Genomic DNA, 23246 nt, shown 5'->3' on the forward strand with positions numbered 1-23246 from the left:
TAGCTATAGTTGCTGGTTCTGCTGCCATCGCTATTATCGTCGCTCTTTTTCTCTGGTTGCGCAGCCCTGATTATCGGGTGCTCTACAGCAATCTGAGTGATAAAGATGGCGGCGAGATCGTTACACAATTAACTCAAATGAATGTCCCTTACCGTTTTGCCGAAAACGGCTCTGCCATCATGATACCGACTGACAAGGTTCATGAAATCAGACTGAAACTGGCACAACAAGGGTTACCTAAAGGGGGGACTGCAGGCTTTGAGTTATTGGATAAAGAGAAGTTCGGCATCAGCCAGTTCAGTGAACAAGTTAATTACCAACGTGCACTGGAAGGAGAGTTAGCACGTACCATTGAATCACTCGGCCCTGTTCAAAGCGCCCGGATCCATCTGGCATTGCCAAAACCATCCCTGTTCGTGCGTGAGCAGAAATCACCATCTGCTTCCGTAACAGTGGGGTTACTGCAAGGCCGTATTCTGGATGAAGGACAAATCAATGCCATTGTCCATATGGTTTCAAGTAGTGTTGCTGGTTTACCGCCAGGAAATGTCACCATTGTGGATCAGGCCGGGCGTCTGCTGACACAGTCCGATGCTAACGGACGTGATCTGAACACGACCCAGTTAAAGTACATACAAGAAATCGAGAATCGCTTCCAGCATCGCATTGAAACTATTCTGGCGCCTGTCGTCGGTCGTGGCAATGTACATGCTCAAGTGACAGCGCAAATTGATTTTTCTCGCCGCGAAGAAACCGCAGAAGAGTATAAACCTAACCAGCCACCTAATCAGGCTGCCGTTCGTTCAAAACAGACCAGTTCAAGCGAACAAAGTGGTGGGCCACTGGTTGGTGGTGTTCCGGGGGCTTTGTCAAATCAACCGAGTGCTGCACCAAGTGCGCCGATTGAGAAGCCTAAAACGAACACTAAAGGTGACGAAAAATCTGATCAAGGACGCAATAGTAATAACCGCTATGAGCGTATGATTAGCAACAATCGCAATAACCGTCATGACGAAACCATTAACTATGAAGTGGATCGCACCATTCGCCATACCCAGTTACAGGCTGGCGGTGTGGAGCGTCTCTCCGTTGCGGTTGTAGTTAATTACGCTACCGTTCAGGGAAAAAATGGCCCGGAAACTCAGGCTCTGACGCCAGAACAGTTATCCCAGATTCAGGCATTGACCCGTGAAGCAATGGGTTTCTCTGCCGAACGCGGCGATAGTCTGAACGTCGTTAACACACCGTTCAATGACACATCCGAAGTGATAGAAACGCTGCCATTCTGGCAACACCCTGTCCTGTTGGAGAAATCATTAGAGTTGGGTCGTTGGTTACTGTTAGCGTTGGTTGCATGGTTGCTATGGCGCAAGATGATCGTGCCACAAATTGCTAAGAAACGTACAACGGAAAAAGCAGCACTGGAAGCGCAGAAAAAACAGAGTAAGCAAAAAACTGAATCCAATGCTGAGCTGGATGAAAAAATGCGCCGTCAGCTGGCTCGCCAACGTGTTAGTGCTGAGATCCAAAGCCAGCGTATCCGTGAACTTGCAGAAAAAGATCCTCGCGTAGTTGCGCTGGTGATCCGTCAATGGATGAGTAACGAACAATGAGCCTGACCGGAACAGAAAAAAGCGCCATCATGTTAATGACCCTGGGAGAAGATCAGGCAGCCGAGGTGTTTAAGCACCTGAACTCCCGGGAAGTTCAGCAATTAAGTATTGCGATGGCGGGGATGAGACAAATCTCCAATCAACAACTGGCAGAAGTACTGGCGGAATTTGAGGAAGATGCCGGACAGTACGCTGCTCTCAGTATCAATGCCAACGATTACCTGCGCAGCGTATTGGTGAAAGCGTTGGGTGAAGAACGTGCTTCCAGCCTGCTTGAGGATATTCTTGAGTCCCGCGATACCACAACGGGTATCGAAACCCTCAACTTTATGGAACCTCAGACGGCAGCCGATATGATCCGTGATGAACATCCGCAGATCATTGCCACTATTCTGGTTCACTTGAACCGTGGTCAGGCAGCAGATATTCTCGCCATGTTTGATGATCGCCTGCGTAATGACGTCATGCTGCGTATTGCTACCTTTGGCGGTGTTCAGCCAGCCGCATTGGCTGAATTAACCGAAGTACTGAATAATCTGTTGGATGGTCAGAACCTGAAACGCAGCAAAATGGGTGGTATTCGTACTGCGGCTGAAATCATCAACCTGATGAAAAGTCAGCAGGAAGAAAGCGTTATCGAAGCGGTTCGTACCTATGACGGTGAACTGGCACAGAAAATCATTGATGAAATGTTCCTGTTCGAAAACCTCATTGGTGTGGACGATCGCAGTATCCAGCGTCTATTACAGGAAATTACAACCGATTCGCTGTTGATTGCATTGAAAGGCTGCGATCAAGCACTGCGCGATCACTTCCTCAACAATATGTCGCAGCGTGCTGCTGAAATTATGCGTGATGATTTAGCAACCCGTGGCCCAGTTCGCATGTCTCAAGTGGAAGCTGAACAGAAAGCCATTCTGCTTGTGGTTCGTCGTCTGGCAGAAAGCGGGGAAATGATCCTGAATGGCGGTGACGATACCTATGTCTGACAATTCGAATAATGGAAACTGGCAGCGCTGGCTGCCAGGTGAATTGACACAGTGGGAAACATTACAGGCAAAACTGGAATCGCTGGACGATGAACAGGAACCCAGTGAACAGGAGCGGCTGCAAGAACAAGCCAGAATACTGGACGAATTGAAAGAACAAGCTCGTCAAACTGGTCATGAGCAAGGTTTTGCTGAAGGGCTATCCCGTGGATACGAGCAAGGCGTTGAGGAAGGACGACAAGCCGGGTTTGAACAGGGATTGCAGGAAGTCAGAGAGCAACAACAAGCGATAATCGGACAGTGGGAAGCACTATTAACTGATTTTAAACATTCGCTGGATGGATTGGATACCGTTATTGCTTCACGTCTGATGCAGCTTTCCCTGACTGCTGCTCAGCACATTCTCGGGCAACCAGCAGTTTGTGATGGCACTGCCTTACTAAATCAGATCCGTGAATTTATCCAGCAAGAGCCACTGCTCAGTGGTAAACCACAATTGCGCGTTCATCCACAAAATATTCCACTGGTTGAACAACAGTTGGGTGAGATCCTGAAACTGCATGGCTGGCGCTTGATTGCTGACAATAAACTGCATCCGGGAGGCTGCAAAGTCAGCACTGATGATGGCGATCTGGATGCCAGTCTGGCGACACGCTGGCATGAAATGTGCCGTCTGGCGGTATCAGGAGAATTGTGATGACGACAAGACTTGGGCGCTGGCTGGCCACATTAGATTCAATGGAAAAACGTCTGGATAAAACGCCGAAAGTGCGTCGTTATGGGCGTTTGACCCGCGCCACGGGCTTGGTACTCGAAGCAACGGGTTTACATCTGCCTCTGGGGGCAACCTGTCTTATCGAACGGCAAAATGGTAATGCCATTGAAGAAGTTGAAAGTGAAGTCGTGGGTTTTAATGGCGAAAAATTGTTATTGATGCCTTTGGAAGAATTGGAAGGTATTGTCCCGGGAGCCCGTGTTTATGCCCGTTCTTACGGTACAGACGCTGGTGGTGGACACCGTTTGCCACTAGGGCCAGAGTTACTCGGCAGGGTATTGGATGGTGCAGGCCGTCCCCTTGATGGACAACCTGCCCCTGATACAGGCTACCGCGCTCCTCTGACTACACCACCACTCAATCCCCTGCAACGCACTCCTATCAGTGATGTGCTGGATGTTGGTGTTCGTGCTATCAACTCCTTACTAACCGTTGGCCGTGGGCAGCGCATGGGATTATTTGCCGGTTCAGGCGTCGGTAAAAGTGTGCTCCTTGGCATGATGGCTCGTTACACCCAGGCTGACATTATCGTTGTTGGCCTGATTGGTGAACGTGGCCGGGAAGTTAAAGATTTCATCGAAAATATTTTGGGTGAAGAAGGCTTGTCCCGTTCAGTCGTTGTCGCAGCACCTGCTGATATTTCTCCGTTACTGCGAATGCGTGGGGCTTCCTATGCTACTCGCATAGCTGAAGATTTTCGCGATCGCGGCAAGCACGTTTTACTGATTATGGATTCCCTTACCCGTTACAGCATGGCGCAACGTGAAATTGCACTGGCTATCGGTGAACCTCCGGCAACCAAAGGTTACCCCCCTTCTGTATTTGCCAAATTGCCGACACTGGTAGAGCGAGCGGGTAATGGCGTCAGTGATGGTGGTTCAATTACAGCCTTTTATACCGTTCTGACAGAGGGGGATGACCAACAAGATCCGATTGCCGATTCTGCTCGTGCCATTCTGGACGGCCATATCGTGCTATCGCGGACATTGGCAGAATCCGGGCATTATCCTGCCATTGATATTGAAGCATCAATCAGTCGTGCCATGACTGCACTGATTGATAATACCCATTATCGACGGGTACAGCAGTTCAAACAGCTACTTTCCAGTTACCAGCGTAACCGGGATCTCATTAATGTCGGTGCTTACGCTGCCGGTAGTGATCCTGTGTTGGACAGGGCGATTGAACTGTATCCGCATATGGCTCAGTTCCTGCGTCAAGATATTGAGGAACGTAGTGAGTACGATGCAGCATGTACCCAACTGCAACAGCTATTACCGATCTAAGATGCTGAGGAAATAAATGCAACGACACTCCCCTCTTATGACTTTGCGTGGCCTTGCTCAGGACGCAGCAAAAAAAGCCGCAGTACAGCTTGCACAGATACGACAGAGTCATCAGCAAATGGAGCAGCAACTCGCAGCGTTAATGGATTATCAGGATGAATACCGTACACGTTTAAACACCACACTCAGCGGCGGCATGTCCAGCTCAATGTGGCAAAACTATCAGCAGTTCATGAAAACGCTGGAAATGGCAATTGAGCAACACAAATTACAGCTCAACCAATGGAAAAAACGGCTTGAGCAAGCCATATCACAGTGGCAGGAAAAACAGCAGCGTCTGAATGCCTTCGACACTCTGCAACAGCGGGCAGAACACAATTTGAAGTTACACCAAAATCGCATGGAGCAAAAACAAATGGACGAGTACGCACAACGTGGTGCACAACGGAGAATGAAACAATGAATCTCACTCTTTTGCCTACTGATTTAACATCAACGGAAAAAGCGACAGGAAAAAGTCAGCAGACCCTATTGGACAGTAACGTGTCTAAAGACAAGACACCTGAATTTGGACAGTTTCTCAATGCAGAGACGGACACTTTACAGAAAACCTCTGTTCAGACCCGTTCTGCTCAAAGCAATTCTGCTAAAACTAATTCTGTTCAAAGCAATAAAGTCCGCGGAAATTTGTTGCAGAATGGTGAGAAACGTTCCACTGATAACAAAATAGAAAGTGAATTAACCCCTTCATCAGTTGTAGCCAGCCAAACAACCATACAGGATAAGTTTTCGACCTTAACTTCAACATCAGCATCAGCATCAGCATCAAATAGTGATGCAGAACTTACCTTGCTGGATGATGAAGACCTTTTGTCTGCTGAAACGTTGATCAACGCTATGCCTATTCAGCTAGCCGGATTAATCAATCGCCAGTCAACCGGGGGCTGTTCAGAAAATCCAGATGACTTGTCAGACGTTGACAACAGCATTGATGGCACGTTAGCTGACAAACTTGGTAAAAAAGCTAAGGGAGATATAGTACTGACGATTACAGATCCGGCAGAACATAACGAAGATAAGGGTTTGGATGACGATATCCGCTCTTTTATCAGACAAGATGCTGCCTCAATCAATAATGGACAAACTTCTGTCAAAAACCGATCCGTATTGGCATCAACTAGCGGAAAAGTGAAATCAACTGCTAACAATACTGACCAAAATTCAATTCCATCAGCGAGTGGAAAGGAGAATAGCGGGAAAGAGTTCGCGCTCATACAAGGGGCATCAACATTAGCAACGGCTTCTACGGAGACTTTCCCTTCTGGAGCACTACACACCTTGTTTGCTTCTGTCCAAATTTCCGCGGGCCATCAAACAAACGGACAATTCCAGTTAAATGGTACACCTGCGCCTTTACTGAGCGCCCATCTTGGCAGCGAAGAGTGGCAGCAGCAACTAAACCAACACGTGTTGTTTTTTAACCGTAATGGATTACAACAAGCTGAATTGCGCTTACACCCGCAAGAGCTGGGGGCATTGCATATCCGCATGAATGTTGAAGACAATCAGGCACAATTACATTTTGTCTCTGCCCATCAACATGTCCGTGCCACTTTAGAAGCAGCTCTGCCTAATCTTCGCCATGCGCTGGCAGAAAATGGCATCCAACTAGCTCAAAGCAGTGTAGGTAGTGATACATCAGGGAATTGGCAACAGGAACAGTCAGCAGATCCACAGCAACATGCCAATACCAGAACCTATGCTGAAAGTAATGGAACACTAGCAGCAGCACCAGTACCAACAACTCATGAATCAACGATCCGAATTACGCCTCAACAACTCGCTTCAAGTCGGGGGGGCGTTGATATTTTCGCCTGATTATCTGCCTGATTTCATAATTTACGGCAATAAACTGTAAAAAAAGGAAACAAGGCCGATAACAAACGCGTGAGTTAATAGTTTTTTCCACGTTTGTTCCTGCTATTGCCGGAACAAAGACGCGGGATAATTGATATTGAATTTGATGAATAAGGAGCTCCGCCACGGAATGCGCGGTATCTTATTCGTTACAGAAAACAGGAATTCGTCTGTCCATGTCTGATTATAGCTACGAGCGTAAACGCACAAATCCAATTTGGATGATACTGTTAATACTGATTGCTGTTCTTAGTACCGCCATAGGGGGATATAGCTGGTGGACAATGAAGCAATCCAGCAATAACAGTTCAGAAAAAGCCAAAGTCATTCATACTCCGGTATTCATGACATTGGAGCCTTTCACCGTCAATCTGATCGACAGAGAAGATCATTTTGATCGTGTTTTGTATGTCGGAGTGACATTGCGTCTGTCCGATGAAACAACTCGTCAGCGCTTCCATGATTATCTGCCAGAAGTTCGTAGCCGTATGCTGCTGTTACTATCCCGCCAGAAATCGACTGATCTGGCGAAAGATGACGGCAAAGTACGTTTAGTGGAAGACATTAAACAGACACTGAGCCCGACACTGATACCCGGTGAACCTGATCAGGTAATCACCGATGTATTGTTTACTACGTTTATTCTGCGATAATCACGATGAGTGACAATATTCTTTCACAGGCAGAGATCGATGCTCTGCTCAATGGTGACAGTGCTGCTGCGGATGACGTAGAACAAATCGCGTCATCAGTGGAGAGTGAGGTTCGCCCTTACGATCCCAATACACAACGCCGTGTTGTACGTGAGCGTTTGCAGTCACTGGAAATCATCAATGCACGCTTTGCCCGCCAATTCAGGATGGGGTTGTTTAACATGCTGCGCCGCAGTCCGGATATTACTGTCGGTGCCATTAAGATCCAGCCTTATCATCAGTTTGCCCGCAATTTGGCCGTGCCGACTAACCTCAATCTGGTTCACCTGAAACCATTGAGAGGAACTGCACTATTCGCTTTTGAACCTAATCTGGTTTATATCGCTGTTGATAACCTGTTTGGTGGTGATGGCCGTTTCCCGACTAAAGTAGAAGGCCGTGAATTCACCTATACCGAGCAGCGTATTATCAACCGGATGCTGAAACTGGCGCTGGATGCCTATCGCGACGCCTGGGATTCTATCTTTAAACTTGAAGTGGAATATGTGCGTTCCGAGATGCAGGTAAAATTCACCAATATCACGACTTCACCCAACGATATCGTGGTAACTACGCCGTTCCAGGTGGAGATTGGCGACCTGTGCGGGGAATTCAACATCTGTATTCCATTCGCCATGATCGAACCTCTGCGTGAACTCCTGACCAATCCTCCGGTGGAAAATGTGCGTCAGGAAGATGGGCAGTGGCGTGAAAGTCTGGTGAAACAAGTTCAGAACTCAGAGCTGGAACTGGTGGCGAATTTTGTTGATATCCCCCTGCGGTTGTCAAAAATTCTCCAACTGAAAAGTGGCGATGTTTTACCGATTGAAAAACCTGAACGTCTCATCGTTCACGTTGATGGTGTGCCAGTGCTCACCAGCCAATATGGAACACTCAACGGGCAGTATGCCCTGCGTGTTGAACACCTGATTAACCCTGTTTTAAATGCTCTGGATGAGGAAAAGCCCAATGAGTGATGCTAAACAACCCGCAGATACCAGATCGACTGAAGACTTGTGGGCAGAAGCGCTGGAACAACAGGCCGCACAGCAGACCTCTGACAGCGGCACGTCAATCTTTGAGAGCCTTGAGCCGCAGGATGCGCTCTCTCAGCTCTCCGATATTGATCTGATTATGGATATTCCCGTTAAGCTCTCCGTTGAGTTAGGGCGCACCAAAATGACCATCAAACAACTGCTGAAACTGTCTCAGGGTTCAGTAGTATCACTTGATGGCCTTGCCGGTGAACCGCTGGATATCCTGATCAACGGCTATTTAATTGCTCAAGGAGAAGTGGTTGTCGTCTCTGACAAATACGGTATCCGTATCACGGATATCATCACGCCTTCTGAACGTATGCGTCGCTTGAGTCGTTAACCATGATAGCGAATCAGCCTGCCTTTCATGCTTCTTTTCAAAATGGTGCGGCATCAAATGCCGCACCGACTATTCCAATGACTAATGCCCCTTCCCTCTCTGCGGGACAAACGTTTATGCAGGTCAGCAGTGCGCTGGGTGGGATCTTATTGTTGATTTTTTTCATGACATGGCTGATCCGTCGTCTGGGTCTTTCGCCTGCCAAGAACAAAAATCACCGACTGCTTAATGTCAAAGCAAGCTGCTCACTTGGACCAAAAGAACAGGTTGTGGTGGTTGAAATCGAAGATAGCTGGCTGGTGTTGGGGGTGACATCCCAACAAATCAATGTATTACATCGGCTCCCTGTCCCCCCCGATAACACGGAAAAGGAAACCGTACTTAAAACACTTCCTTTCGGTCAGTTATTAAAAAATACGCTCCAGCGAAAAAGCAAAAACGGCAAGGATAACGATGAAAAATAGAGTTTTTTTATGACAGGCAATCAAAAGACAGGCCGAAAATTTGTCTCGCGCATTCATCTGGTGCGTCTGGCAACTGTATTTATGGCATTTTTGCTACCACTGTTTCCCATGAATGCTGCCGCGAAACTACCCGGTATCATTAGCCAGCCACTGGTCAATGGTGGACAAAGTTGGTCACTGCCGGTTCAGACCCTGATTTTCATCACCGCACTGGGGTTTATTCCTGCGGCCTTACTGATGATGACCAGCTTTACCCGCATCATTATTGTGCTAGGTTTGCTGCGCAACGCACTGGGAACACCTTCTGCCCCCCCGAATCAGGTCATGCTGGGATTAGCGCTATTTATGACCTTTTTCATTATGGCCCCGGTATTCGATAAAGTTTATCAGGATGCTTATCTGCCTTTTAGCGAAGATAAAATCACGCTGGAAGTTGCACTGGATAAAGGCTCTCAACCTGTACGCCAGTTTATGCTGCGTCAGACACGGGAAAATGATTTGGCACTGTTTGCCCGCCTTGCCGATCAAAAGGCATTTGAAACGGCAGATTCTGTCCCGATGCGTGTTCTGGTGCCGGCCTTCATTACCAGCGAATTGAAAACGGCGTTTCAGATTGGTTTTACGCTTTTTATCCCTTTCCTGATCATCGATTTGGTTGTAGCCAGCGTCCTGATGGCTCTAGGGATGATGATGGTTCCACCTGCCACAATCTCATTGCCATTCAAACTGATGTTGTTTGTTCTGGTAGATGGCTGGCAATTATTGCTTGGCTCGTTGGCACAAAGTTTTTATGTCTGATGAAAGTGTCAGACAAAAATATTCGGCGCTAAATATCATTGGAAAAGCTCAAGAACGGTTTGAAAAATTATGACTCCTGAATCAGTAATGGCCCTCGGTGTTGAAGCAATGAAAGTCGCATTGGCGCTGGCTGCCCCGCTGCTTTTATCAGCGCTGATATGTGGTTTAGTGATCAGCTTGTTACAGGCCGCAACACAGGTAAACGAAATGACCTTATCGTTTATCCCTAAAATTCTGGCCGTTGTTGTCACTATTATTGTTGCCGGACCGTGGATGCTGAATCTGCTGTTGGATTACATGCGTACACTTTTTAGCAGTATTCCAACCATTATTGGTTAATCATGATCCCGTTTGATAGCGAAACACTTTCCCGCCTCGTCAGTGATTTTTTCTGGCCAATGGTGCGTCTTTTGGCATTGTTCAGTATTGCCCCGATTTTCAGTGAAAAACAGATGCCGATAAAAGTCAAAATTGGCCTGGCATTAGTGATCACTGCCTTATTGGTTCCAAACATTCCTTCTCCTCAAATCCCGATTTTTTCCGTTGCCGGGATTTGGGTTTTGATACAGCAGATGCTGATTGGTGTTGCCCTGGGATTAACCATACAGATTGCGTTTGCTGTAGTGCGTTATGCGGGTGAAGTGCTTGGCTTGCAGATGGGACTCTCTTTCGCCACATTTTTTGACCCTACCGGTGGCCCGAATATGCCGATCTTAGCGCGTATTCTGAATATGCTGATGCTACTGTTGTTTCTGGCTTTTGATGGTCATTTATGGATATTGTCTATTCTGGCAGATACCTTTTATTCCATCCCGATTCAATCTACCCAATTGAACCCCAGAGGTTTTCTATTGTTAGCACAAAGTGCCAGCCTGATATTTATTAACGGTATGATGCTGGCAATGCCAATGATTACTCTGCTTCTGGTATTGAACTTTTCTTTAGGTATGCTGAATCGCATGACACCTCAACTTTCTGTGTTTGTGGTCGGTTTTCCCCTGACTCTGACAGTCGGTATTTTCACGCTTTCCCTGTTGTTCCCAATGCTGGTGCCATTTACTGAGCGATTATTTAGCGAGATGTTCGATCGTCTGGCATTAATCATTAATATTATGGTGCTGTAGATATTATTTATCTGATAAACCCGTCATTTGGCGGGATAATTTCCTCGTATTCTCCATTCCTGCTAATGTCCCGATAAATCCCACTTCGCCCTGTCTTCTCTTCATCCAAACACCATCCACCATAGCATCCGCATTCACGATTAACATTTCCATTACAAAACTATCGACATACGGTATTTATTTCAGTTAATTTAATTTCTGATTGTTATAGTAATACATGTATTTAATGTAGGATTTCCCTACCAACCATACCCAATTCATTCTTATCGAAGGACAGTTAAAAGAAATATTTTATTTATTTTCAAATGGATGAAACAAACCAAAACCGAACTATTATCAAGGAGAAATGAGAATGTTACATAACAACTCTTCACAAACTTCCTCAGCAGTTCGTAATAATAATTCTCTCCCCCCGCATACATACCCACTTAGTTCTCCTCAGCAAGCCGTCTGGTTTGATCAGGCCATTCACCCCAATTCTTCTCACTACAATCTCAACATTTTTGTCTGTATTGAAGGAGAGCTGAATGAAGAATTATTTATCCGTGCCTTTGAAAATATTGTTTATAGTCATGACACTCTACGTTTACGATTTACCAACACCCACGCTTTGCCCACCCAAGAGATTGTTCATTCTCTGTCTGTAGCTATGGATATAGTCGATTTTTCATCGTATCAAGATGCTGAAATCAGAGTACAACAATACATGGATGCCGAGTTTATACGTCCATTTCAACTGAATGATGAATTATGGCGTTCCAAGTTATTGCGAGTAAGCAATACCTGTCGGTACTGGCAGTTTTGCAGTCATCATTTAATTATTGATGGAACTGGCCTGTGCATACTGCTTGACAAGGTTATTGATCACTATAACCTTCTGATGAGAGGAGAAACACTGAGTAACTCAGCTCACTCTTATCTGGATTTTATTACGGATAACCTCAATTACCTTGCTTCTGAACATTACTTACAAGATATGCAATTTTGGTTGAAGCGTTATGAAAACCTGCCTCCTCCCTTACTCCAGCTCCCTAATTTCAATAACACTGATGCCAATAATATCAAGAGCCACAAACAAGCTAAACCTATCGCTTCCAAGCCTGTTATTTGGTCAGTCGACCAGACACTTTTTGAACGTATTAAAAAGGCCGGTGGCAAACAGGGATTCCCCCTTCTGCATTTCATGTATGCCCTTCTGGCCTGCTATTTCGTTCGAACAGCAGATGTGGATGAAATCGTTATCGGTATTCCCTTACACAATCGCCAAAATATACAACAGAAGCACACGATGGGAATGTTCGCATCCGTGCTCCCTATTCGCATCACCCTTTCACCAGAGGATACATTTCGTGATGTCATACACAAAGTCGTAACCGAAATGAATCTTTGCTATAAGCACCGAAGCTTTCCCATCGTAGAACTAAACCGACAAATACATACCCGACAAAAATTCTCGGCTCCTCGATTATTTGACGTGACCTTATCTTTCGAACCGTTCAGAGTTAATCTGCATATGGAAGGAGAAAGCACCAACGTCAAACTCTTCGACCTACATTCTGGTGCTCCTTATCCTCTCGCTATCAGAATCAAACAATACACAAACACCTGTCATGAAGATATTGATTCCCCACTTTCCATTGAGTTCTATTTTTCTCCTGATTACCTGAGCACTACGGAAGTTATAACGCTTCAGTCCCGCCTTGCGGTCTTGCTTGATGCCGCTCTCACTTCTCTGGAAACACCATCTCTTACGAATACGAAAATAGTCAATCTGCCTATCCTGACCGACATTGAACGCCAACAAGTTTTGGTGGATTTCAACGCCACCCAAACTGAGTTTCCACAGGAGGCACTAATTCATCAACTGTTCGAAGCACAAGTGCAGCGCACACCAGATGCCATAGCCGTGCTCTTTGAAGAGCAATCATTAAGCTACGAAGAGCTGAATAAACGAGCCAATCGTCTGGCACATCATCTGATTGCGTTCGGCGTGCGTCCTGACGACCGGGTGGCAATTTGTGTTGAACGCGGTCTGGAAATGGTGGTCGGTTTATTAGGTATTCTCAAGGCTGGTGGCGCCTTTGTGCCACTCGATCCGACTTATCCGGCCAAGCGGCTGGCATATATGTTCAATGATTCAGACCCCGTGGCTCTGATTACTCAAAAAGCATTTACCCAGAAAACAATGGCAGAAACGTGGAACAGTAACCTGCCAACTATATTGCTTGATACACCATTGCTTGATACACCAGAATATTCTGTTTTGGATGAAGGATCAGAAGAAAACCCAAAAGCCCGGGCACTGGGGATGACTTCCCGCCATCTGGCTTATGTCATTTATACCTCCGGCTCTACAGGGCAGCCCAAAGGCGTCATGATAGAACATCGCAGTTTGTGTAATTATATTGTCACCCGGAAAAACGTACTAACCATCACACCAGATCATCGAATCCTGCAATTTGCCTCAAACAGTTTTGATGCCTGTATGTGGGAATGTTTTATGACCCTCATGGCAGGCGCCCGCCTTTATCTTGCCAAACGGGACAACCTTCTGCCGGGTACAACGCTGTCTGACTATTTAGAGACACATGCTATTACTCTCTGCATCTTATCCCCCACGGTTCTGGCAACAATGGATACTATTCCGGCAACACTACAAACCTTAATCCTGGGAGGGGAAGCGTGTCCGCCTACGCTGGTGAAACGCTGGGCACAAGGACGACGGATGCTCAATGTATATGGCCCGACTGAAACCACCATTTGTGCCACTTTTTACCAATGTGACAGTCAGGAAGACAAAGCGCCGCCGATTGGTTATCCCATTGCTAATACCCAAATCTATATTCTTGATATTTATGGTCAACCCGTTCCGTTAGGGATTGTAGGAGAGATTCATATCGCTGGTGTCGGCGTTGCCCGCGGCTACCTGAACCGCCCAGAACTCACTGCTGAACGTTTCCTTACCAATCCGTTCTCTTCTGAACCCGACGCACGTATGTACAAAACTGGTGATCTGGGGCGTTGGCTACCCGATGGCAAGATTGAATATCTAGGCCGCAATGATTTTCAAATCAAACTACGTGGCTTACGCATTGAACTGGGAGAGATCGAAGCAAGATTACGGCAATGCCACGGTGTACATGAAGCTATAGTGCTACCTTATGAAGATTTTTCCCATGAGAATCTTTCTCATCAAAATACGTCTGATGACAATAGGTCAGCTTCAAAACATCTGGTCGCCTACTTACTACCAGAGGCAGATGTTGAATTGGAGCCAATGGCCTTACGGCAACAACTCTCACAACATCTTGCAGAATACATGATACCCAGTGCCTTTGTGACGCTCGACACCTTTCCTCTGACTCCCAATGGCAAACTCAACCGCCAGGCTCTCCCAAAACCAGATCACAGCGCAATCGTCACTCGCAGTTACCAAGCGCCTATAGGAGACATCGAAACCACTCTGAGCCAAATTTGGCAAACATTGCTCGGAGTGAAACATGTCAGCCGCTACGACCACTTTTTTGAGCTTGGCGGCCACTCATTGATAGCCGTTAGTCTGATAGAACAACTGCGCAATATGGGATGGGTTCTTGATATCCAGATCATATTTACCAGACCAGTACTGCACGAGATGGCAAACGCAATACTGTCGGCTCAGAAAAAGACAATTCAAGGAAATATAGAACAAGAAAATGCGGCTGTATTCACCGTTCCGCCTAATCTCATCCCTGACGGCTGTACTACCATTACACCCGACATACTGACTCTAGTTTCTCTGTCTCAACAAGAAATTGATGCTATCGCCGCAGCTATTCCCAGAGGAGCTGCCAATATTCAAGATATCTATCCACTCGCACCACTACAGGAAGGCATTCTTTTCTATTATCTGTTGCAGAAACAGGGGGATATTTATCTATTACGCAATTTACTGTCCTTTAACACCCGCGAACGGCTCGATACCTTTCTGGCAGCCTTACAACTGGTGATTAACCGTCACGATATTCTGCGCACTTCAATCTATTGGCAGGAATTAGCACAGCCGGTACAGGTCGTTTGGCGGCAGGCCTCTTTGAACATTAATACGTTTTTGGCAAATAGCGAGCAGGAGATCTCCTCTCAATTACTGACACACACTGATCCCCACCAACACCGTTTTGATATAAGTCAGGCTCCGTTAGTCTCTGCCGACATTGCCTATGATCCAGCTCAGAATGAGTGGTTACTGGCACTGTGCATCCACCATTTAGTCTGTGACCATATCACACTGGAGCGTATCATTGATGAAATCGGTACATTACTGCATAGCCATGCCGAAACATTGCCACCCGTATTACCTTATCGTAACTTTGTTGCTCAATCCCTGCATGTATCGACTTCAACTCACGAAGCCTATTTCCACAAAGTATTTTCTGATGTAGATGCGCCAACAGCCTCTTTCGAAATACTGGATCTTCATAGCGGTGAGCAACAAAATAGTGGCGAGCAGCAAATATCTGAAACCAAACAGCCACTTGATACTGCACTGTCCAGAGCTATCCGCACACAGGCCCGACGTCAGTGTGTCAGTCCCAGTATCTTGTTTCATGTTGCTTTAGCTCTGGTGCTGGCAAAAACCAGCGGGCGTGATGATGTGGTCTTTGGCACGGTATTGTTAGGGCGTATGCAAGGCAGTTCCGGCATCGATCAAGTTATGGGACTGCTTATTAATACTTTACCTATTCGGATTAGGCTTACGGAGAATAGCGTACAGACAACCGTTCAAGAGACCTACCTCAGCCTGATGAGATTGTTAGAACACGAGCAGGCAACACTGACACTGGCCCAGCGCTGTAGCGGCGTAATACCACCTTTACCACTTTTCAACACCCTGCTTAACTATCGTCATAGTCAATCGGATACCACCTTTGCTAAATTGGAAGGTACACGTCTGTTGATGCAAGAAGAGAGGATTAATTATCCCATCGGTTTGTTTGTTGATGATTGGGGTGATGAGTTTAGCCTGGTTGCCCAAACTGTATCGAACATCGATTCGGTTCGTCTGATTGGCTATATGACCACAGCCCTGACAGGCTTGGTCGAGGCGCTGGAAACCTCACCTCACCAGCCAATTTTGGAGATTTCGATTTTGCCCGCTAGCGAGCGTCAACAGTTGCTGGTGGATTTCAACATAGTTCAATCCCGTCAAGACTTTTCATTTTCTCAAGATACAGCGGCAGATTTCCCACAACATGATGCGTTTATTCACGAATTATTTGAAAAACAGGTGCAACGCAATCCTGATGCAATTGCTGTCATTTTTGGAGAACAGTCGTTAAGTTATGCTGAATTGAACCACCAAGCCAATCGTCTAGCCCATTATCTGATTACTTTAGGTGTCCGCCCTGATGATAGGGTGGCGATTTGTACTGAACGCAGTCTGGAAATGGTAGTGGGATTGCTCGCTATCCTTAAGGCCGGTGGTGCCTATGTTCCGCTTGACCCAAGCTATCCTGCCGAAAGACTGGCCTATATACTTGAGGATGCGTCCCCTGTTGTCTTACTCACCCAGACGGCGTTTATTGAACAATTCATCCGCTCCATACCCATTGTAAATCTTGATGATACAGTGTCCTTTATTGAAGATATGCCAACCAGCAACCCGGACCGACAAACTCTTAGCCTCACCTCACATCATCTGGTTTATGTCATTTATACCTCTGGTTCGACGGGCTTACCCAAAGGCGTGATGAATGAGCATCGTGGTGTCATGAACCGCTTGCTCTGGGCGCAGGAGACCTATCGGCTAACCCCGCAGGATCGGGTTTTGCAGAAGACACCATTCAGTTTTGATGTTTCCGTCTGGGAGTTCTTCCTGCCTTTGATGTTTGGTGCGCAGTTAATTATGGCTCGTCCTGACGGTCATAAAGATCCCAGCTATTTACTGAGTGAAATCGAAAAACGCAGCATTACCGTGCTTCATTTTGTCCCTTCCATGCTGCAACATTTTCTGCATGATACGCCAGCCGGAAGTTGCTGTTCTCTGCGCCATATTCTGTGTAGTGGCGAAGTGCTTTCTTATGCCTTGCAGCAGCAATGCCTGTCCCGTTTTCCTCACTGTGAATTACACAACTTATATGGTCCAACTGAAGCAGCAATTGATGTTACCGCCTGGAGATGTGTTCCGAATCGTTATATCGGGCAGGTTCCCATTGGACGGCCTATTACCAATATTCAAATCTATCTTCTTGATCGCCATGGGGAGCCGGTTCCAATCGGTGTTACAGGTGAAATTTATATCGGTGGAGTCGGTGTTGCCCGCGGTTATCTGAACCGCCCAGAACTCACAACCGAACACTTTATTGCTGATCCTTTTTCTTCAGCCCCTGATGCTCGTCTATACAAAAGTGGCGATCTGGCTCGCTGGTTACCTGACGGTAATATTGAATACCTTGGCCGGAATGATTTTCAGGTCAAAATACGCGGTTTCCGTGTCGAACTTGGCGAGATTGAGAACAGACTGGCGCAATGTCACGATGTGCGCGAAGCCGTTGTGCTTGCTCAAGAAGATACTTCTTATGAAAAAACAGAGGGTGAAAAAACAGGGAATGGAAAACGTCTGGTTGCTTATCTACTCGCTCAACCAAATGCGATACTGGTGCCGGCAGAATTACGCCAGCAACTTGCGCAACACCTTGCCGAGTATATGCTACCCAGCGCTTTTGTGACGCTTGATGCCTTTCCATTGACACCTAATGGCAAACTCAATCGTCAGGCACTGCCAATACCCGCGCAGACGGCACTGGTGACCCGCAATTATGAAGCGCCCATCGGAAGCATGGAAACAGGATTGGCCGAGATTTGGCAAGAACTGCTGAAATTGGAACAAGTTAGTCGTCACGATCATTTCTTTGAACTCGGTGGTCACTCCCTGCTGGCTATCCAACTTGCTGCCCGAATACGCCAGAAACTGGCGCGGGAATTGCACTTACAGCAACTCTTTTCCCACCCTGTCCTGACCGATTTAGCAACCGTGCTTATCGACACCCCTGTGACAAACCAAATCATTATTTCTGCGACTGATCGTAGCCAACCCTTACCACTCTCTTTCTCTCAACAACGCTTGTGGTTTATCATCCATCTCAATACCAAAACCAATCTGGCCTATCATATCCCGATGGCCCTGCATCTCAGCGGACATCTCGATCATACTGCTCTTGCGACTGCGCTTAACCATCTCGTCAGCCGACATGAAAGTTTACGTACCCGTTTTGTCCTGATTGATGAACAGCCTCACCAATATATTGATAGTGCAGATACTGGTTTTTCTCTGGCCTATCAAGATCTGCGCAGTTTAGACGAAACATCTCGCATGACCCGTATTAACGAATTGGCAGAACTCGAAACACAAACGCCATTTGACTTTGCTAATGAGCCAATGATTCGGGGCCAATTACTGCAACTATCTGATGAAGAACATGTATTGCTCCTGACCCAGCATCACATCATTACCGATGGCTGGTCGGTGGGGATACTGCTCCGGGAACTAAGTGCTCTTTACCGTACCGCACTGGGAAAATATAGCGATCCTTTACCTCACCTCCCCATCCAGTACCCGGATTATGCCGTCTGGCAACAGAAATGGTTACAAGGTGTGGTTCTCACTACACAACGGGATTTCTGGCAAAAACAACTTCAGGGTGCACCGGTATTGCTCGATCTTCCTACAGATTATCCACGCCCGCCGGAACAACGATACACTGGCAGTCACGTCCCTGTTCACCTGAATGCTGACTTACTGTCTGCTCTCAAAACACTCGGACAGCGTCAAGACACGACGTTATTTATGATCCTGCTTGCAGCCTGGGGGATCGTACTTACCCGTTTAAGCGGGCAGGATGATATTGTCATCGGCACGCCTGTCGCTAACCGTCCACTGAGTGAACTTGAAGGATTGATTGGCTTTTTCGTCAATACCCTGCCTTTGCGCATTGAGCTGAAACCGTGCGATTCTGTGGCAAATCTGCTCACCCACGTTCGTGAACGTGCGCTGGCAGCTTATGCACATCAAGACTTGCCTTTTGAACAATTAGTGGAAATTCTGCAACCTGAACGCAGCCTGAGCTACAACCCAATTTTTCAGGTTATGCTGGCCCTAAACAACACTTCCACTCAGTCTCTTGAATTGCCGGGTTTATCTGTCTCACCGATAGAACAGCCACATCCCAGCGCGTACTTTGACCTGACGCTGTCACTGTCCGAAACTTTGGATGACCTCAATGGTTATCTGGAATACGCTTCGGATCTCTTCAAGCACACAACAGTTGAACGCATGGTTGGATATCTCATCAATGTGCTAACTGCCATCGCAACCGATGAAACCCAAGCCATTGGCCGCCTGCTGATGTTATCTGCTGAGGAGCGCCAACAATTACTGGTGGATTTCAATACCCCTCAATCCTGTCAAAATACCGGAGTTAACTTGCCGGACAGTACGTTGATTCATCAACTGTTCGAAGCACAAGTACAACGCACTCCAAACGCGACAGCGGTGATATTTGAAGGCCAATCTTTGAGTTACCACGAACTGAACTGTCGCGCCAATCAACTGGCACATGGACTAATTGCCTTTGGTGTTCACCCTGATGATCGTGTCGCCATTCATGTTGAACGGGGTTTAGACATGATTATCGGCCTATTCGGGATCTTAAAAGCCGGTGCCGGTTATATTCCACTTGATCCAGAATACCCCACCGAACGGCTGGTTTATCAGTTATCGGACTGCAAACCGGTATTATTGTTGACCCAGAAACAATTACAGACACGTTTACCAATACAGGATATTCCCATCTGGCGGCTGGACGACGAAATTCACCAAGGTAACATGCAAAAACTGCCTGCCTATAATCCTGATAGCCCGCAAATGGGGATCAAGCCGCACCACTTGGCTTATATCATCTACACCTCTGGTTCAACCGGAAATCCAAAAGGCGTTATGTTGGAACACCACAATATCGTTAGCCTTATTCATGCTCAATGTCAGGTGAGTGAACCTCACTTGGGCGATCGGGTTTTGCAATTTGTGACCTTCGCGTTTGACATTTCAGTGTCAGATATTTTTCCTACTCTGGCTTCAGGTGCCACACTGGTTCTGCGCCCATCCTATATCAAAATACCGGATGTCACCTTTATCGATTTTTTGCGTGAACAGAAAATAACCATTATCAATATACCGACCGCCTTCTGGCACCATTGGGTACAAGAAATGATAGTCAGACGCAGTGGTTTCAGCCCCTACCTGCGTACCATTATTGTTGGAGGTGATAAAGTAGAGCACCGCTATTTAATGGACTGGCTATCGTACCCGGAAACACAATCCTGCCGTTGGATCAATGCCTATGGTCCTACAGAGATCACCGTTACTGCAACTACTATGCCGATAAACAAGGACATGACAGTAGACAAAGGAACAGTGTCAGATAATAAAAACACTCCCTCTATTACCAATACCAACAACGTTATCACCAACAACATTCCGATTGGGCGCCCACTGTCTAATACCCGTGTCTATATTCTGGACACACTCGGTCAGCCAGTTCCTATCGGCGTAAGTGGCGAAATTTATATCGGAGGCATGGGCGTCGCCCGTGGTTATTCAAATCAACCAGAGCTAACAGCAGAAAAATTTGTTGTTGACCCCTTTAGCGAGCACCCCAACGCGCGTATGTATAAAACTGGCGATCTGGCTCGCTGGCGATCTGACGGCAATATCGAGTACCTCGGTCGCAATGATTTTCAGGTCAAGATCCGCGGATTCCGTATTGAACTGGGAGAAATCGAAACCAGATTGCTACAATGTCAGGGCGTGCGTGAAGCTATTGTGCTTGCTCGCGAAGATGCTTCTTATGAAAAAACAGGGGGTGATAAACGCCTTGTTGCTTATCTGACCGCCGAACCCAATACAAAACTTGTGCCCGCAGAACTACGCCAGCAACTCGCACAATACCTTGCTGACTATATGCTGCCCAGTGCATTTGTGATACTGAGTGCTTTTCCGTTGGCTCCCAATGGCAAACTCAACCGCCAAGCCCTGCCGATGCCGGATCAGTCATCAATCGTGACTCAAGCTTATGAAACACCGCTCGGTGAAAAAGAAAGAGTTCTGGTGGAGATCTGGCAAACATTATTAGGGTTGGAAAAAGTTGGCCGCTATGACCATTTCTTTGAACTGGGTGGTCATTCTCTGATGATTATCCATCTGATCGAACGACTGCGCAGCCGGGGTTGGAGCCTTGATATACGAACCGTTTTTGTCACTCCGATATTGGCTGAAATGGCAAAAGTAATGCAGGACATTGAAAATAACGCGGCCACATCCACCATGTCCGCTATACCGCCTAATCTGATCCCTGATGACTGCACCGCCATTACTCCTGATATGCTGCCACTGGTTTCTCTGACACAACCCGAAATTGATACTATCGCCGCCGCCGTTCCCGATGGCATCACCAATATTCAGGATATCTACCCACTCGCATCATTACAGGCAGGTATGTTGTTCCACCATCTGATGCAAACACAAGGAGACGTTTATCTGTTACATACCTTGTTTACGTTCGACACCCGCGAACGTCTTGATGCTTTTCTGGCAGCCTTACAACAGCTCATTAATCGCCATGATATTCTGCGCACAGCTATTTGCTGGGAAGGCTTAACACAACCAGTGCAAGTTGTATGGCGTCAGGCTTCCTTGCATATCAACAACTTTGTGCCGGACGGTGATAACGATATTTCTTCCCAGTTACTGGCGCATACCGCCCCACACCAGCGCCGTCTTGATATAAGTCAGGCACCGCTATTATCTGCCGATATTGCCTATGATCCGCATCAAGGTGAATGGTTGCTGGCTTTCTGCTGCCACCATATACTTAATGACCATATATCGTTGGATATTATCATCACTGAAATCAAAGAACTTTTGCACCCGCATACCAAACTGTTACCTCCTGCACTGCCTTATCGTCACTTTATCGCTCAGTCTTTATGCGTACCGATATCAGATCACGAAACTTTTTTCCGTGAAATGCTCGCCGATGTGGATGCACCAACCGCGCCTTTCGGAATAGTGGATATCTACAGTGAAAATAGACAGATAACCGAGGTCGTCAAGCCACTTAACGCCGCCCTATCCAGAGCTATCCGCAAACAGGCGCGTCGTCAGGGAGTCAGTCCCGGAGTATTGTTCCATGTCGCGCTAGCACAAGTTCTGGCAAAAATAAGCAGACGAGATGATGTCGTCTTCGGGACAGTCTTGCTCGGACGCATGCAGGGAAATGCTGACATTGAGCAGATTCTGGGGCTGTTTATCAATACTCTGCCTGTGCGCATCCAACTTGCAGAGAACAGCGCACAAGAAACTGTGCAAGCGGCCTACCGCAGTCTGACGCAGTTACTTGAGCACGAACAGGCACCACTGGCACTGGCTCAGCGCTGTAGTGGTGTAACACCGCCTCTGCCACTGTTTAATACACTGCTTAACTATCGCCATAGTCAATCAAACGTGACTAACACCCTATGGGAAGGCATACGCCTGGTGACAGGACGGGAAAGAACCAATTACCCTCTCTACTTGGCAGTAGATGATTTGGCTAGAGGTTTCCTGTTGACAGCCCAGACTGTATCGGGAATCGATCCGGCGCGCCTGATTGCCTGCATGACGACGGCCCTAACGGATCTGGTAAAAACATTGGCAAACGAACCTCATAAACCAATCATGGATATTTCTACTTTGCCCGATAAAGAACGCCAGCAATTACTGGCGGATTTTAGTGCTGTTCAGGCTGGCTTAGTGCAAGATTTGCTGATACCAGACCAATCTGCCGTTGTAACTTCCGGCCATTCCGACTATAAAGCGCCGCTCGGTGAAGTAGAGATTGCACTGGCTGAAATATGGCAAAAGTTGCTGAAACTGGAACAAGTAAGCCGCCATGATAATTTCTTCGCGTTAGGAGGTCATTCATTGATAGCGATACAATTGTTAGCCCGTATGCGTGAACAAAACATGGAGATCCCATTAGCAACGTTGTTTACTCATCCCACATTATGTGAACTGGCTAAGGCCATAAACCAAAATCACTCAACCGAATTTAATCGCTCAAACTGCAATCATGAAATGAAATAAAAATTAAACGGCTCCACAATCTGTAGACTGTGGAGCCACTTTTCAATCAGT

15 protein-coding genes are annotated in these 23246 nt (G+C 46.9%); 14 read left to right on the forward strand and 1 reads right to left on the reverse strand.

The window, feature by feature from the left end; all coding sequences use genetic code 11:
* Positions 1-56 precede the first annotated feature (56 nt).
* From fliF to fliR, 13 genes are all read left to right on the forward strand, one after another.
* The gene (fliF, locus tag HGO23_RS11770) at positions 57-1613 is read left to right on the forward strand and encodes a flagellar basal-body MS-ring/collar protein FliF (protein ID WP_425330495.1); all 1557 of its coding nucleotides are present in this window, start codon (positions 57-59) and stop codon (positions 1611-1613) included.
* The gene (gene fliG / locus HGO23_RS11775) at positions 1610-2602 is read left to right on the forward strand and encodes a flagellar motor switch protein FliG (RefSeq protein WP_099134815.1); all 993 of its coding nucleotides are present in this window, start codon (positions 1610-1612) and stop codon (positions 2600-2602) included. The genes fliF and fliG overlap by 4 nt, the downstream gene beginning before the upstream one ends.
* Positions 2595-3299, forward strand: coding sequence for a flagellar assembly protein FliH (fliH, locus tag HGO23_RS11780; RefSeq protein WP_209026727.1), 705 nt, complete (start codon positions 2595-2597; stop codon positions 3297-3299). The genes fliG and fliH overlap by 8 nt, the downstream gene beginning before the upstream one ends.
* Positions 3299-4663 carry a flagellar protein export ATPase FliI gene (gene fliI / locus HGO23_RS11785; protein WP_209026728.1) on the forward strand — a complete coding sequence of 455 codons (1365 nt, stop codon included), beginning with the start codon at positions 3299-3301 and terminating at the stop codon, positions 4661-4663. The genes fliH and fliI overlap by 1 nt, the downstream gene beginning before the upstream one ends.
* 16 nt (positions 4664-4679) lie before the next feature.
* The gene (gene fliJ / locus HGO23_RS11790; protein WP_209026729.1) at positions 4680-5126 is read left to right on the forward strand and encodes a flagellar export protein FliJ; all 447 of its coding nucleotides are present in this window, start codon (positions 4680-4682) and stop codon (positions 5124-5126) included.
* Positions 5123-6541, forward strand: coding sequence for a flagellar hook-length control protein FliK (locus tag HGO23_RS11795; RefSeq protein WP_209026730.1), 1419 nt, complete (start codon positions 5123-5125; stop codon positions 6539-6541). Before fliJ ends, HGO23_RS11795 begins: the two co-directional genes overlap by 4 nt.
* Positions 6542-6756: 215 nt before the next feature.
* Positions 6757-7233 carry a flagellar basal body-associated protein FliL gene (gene fliL, locus HGO23_RS11800; protein WP_099134820.1) on the forward strand — a complete coding sequence of 159 codons (477 nt, stop codon included), beginning with the start codon at positions 6757-6759 and terminating at the stop codon, positions 7231-7233.
* Positions 7234-7238: 5 nt separating this feature from the next.
* Positions 7239-8249: a flagellar motor switch protein FliM gene (gene fliM, locus HGO23_RS11805; RefSeq protein ID WP_099134821.1), complete on the forward strand. Its 1011-nt coding sequence runs from the start codon at positions 7239-7241 to the stop codon at positions 8247-8249.
* Entirely contained in the window at positions 8242-8649 is a 408-nt protein-coding gene (gene fliN / locus HGO23_RS11810) for a flagellar motor switch protein FliN (RefSeq protein ID WP_099134822.1), read from the forward strand. Before fliM ends, fliN begins: the two co-directional genes overlap by 8 nt.
* A 2-nt stretch (positions 8650-8651) precedes the next feature.
* Positions 8652-9113, forward strand: coding sequence for a flagellar biosynthetic protein FliO (fliO, locus tag HGO23_RS11815; protein ID WP_209026731.1), 462 nt, complete (start codon positions 8652-8654; stop codon positions 9111-9113).
* An 81-nt stretch (positions 9114-9194) separates the two neighbouring features.
* Complete coding sequence (gene fliP, locus HGO23_RS11820; RefSeq protein ID WP_099134906.1) at positions 9195-9911, forward strand: flagellar type III secretion system pore protein FliP; 717 nt, start codon at positions 9195-9197, stop codon at positions 9909-9911.
* Positions 9912-9980: 69 nt separating this feature from the next.
* Positions 9981-10250, forward strand: a complete 270-nt coding sequence (fliQ, locus tag HGO23_RS11825; protein WP_099134824.1) for a flagellar biosynthesis protein FliQ — start codon at positions 9981-9983, stop codon at positions 10248-10250.
* Positions 10251-10252: 2 nt separating this feature from the next.
* Positions 10253-11035 (forward strand): flagellar biosynthetic protein FliR, encoded by a 783-nt coding sequence (fliR, locus tag HGO23_RS11830; protein ID WP_099134825.1) that lies wholly within the window; start codon positions 10253-10255, stop codon positions 11033-11035.
* 3 nt (positions 11036-11038) lie between these two features.
* Here fliR and HGO23_RS11835 read toward each other — a convergent pair whose 3' ends face one another.
* Entirely contained in the window at positions 11039-11188 is a 150-nt protein-coding gene (locus HGO23_RS11835; RefSeq protein WP_169923020.1) for a hypothetical protein, read from the reverse strand.
* A gap of 193 nt (positions 11189-11381) precedes the next feature.
* On the opposite strand from HGO23_RS11835, the gene HGO23_RS11840 reads away from it, so the two are divergent.
* On the forward strand, positions 11382-23195 hold the full coding sequence (locus HGO23_RS11840) for an amino acid adenylation domain-containing protein (RefSeq protein ID WP_425330496.1): 11814 nt from the start codon (positions 11382-11384) through the stop codon (positions 23193-23195).
* Positions 23196-23246: the final 51 nt, after the last annotated feature.

The sequence above is a fragment of the Xenorhabdus budapestensis genome, assembly GCF_017743015.1.
GTDB classification, from domain to species: Bacteria; Pseudomonadota; Gammaproteobacteria; order Enterobacterales; family Enterobacteriaceae; genus Xenorhabdus; species Xenorhabdus budapestensis.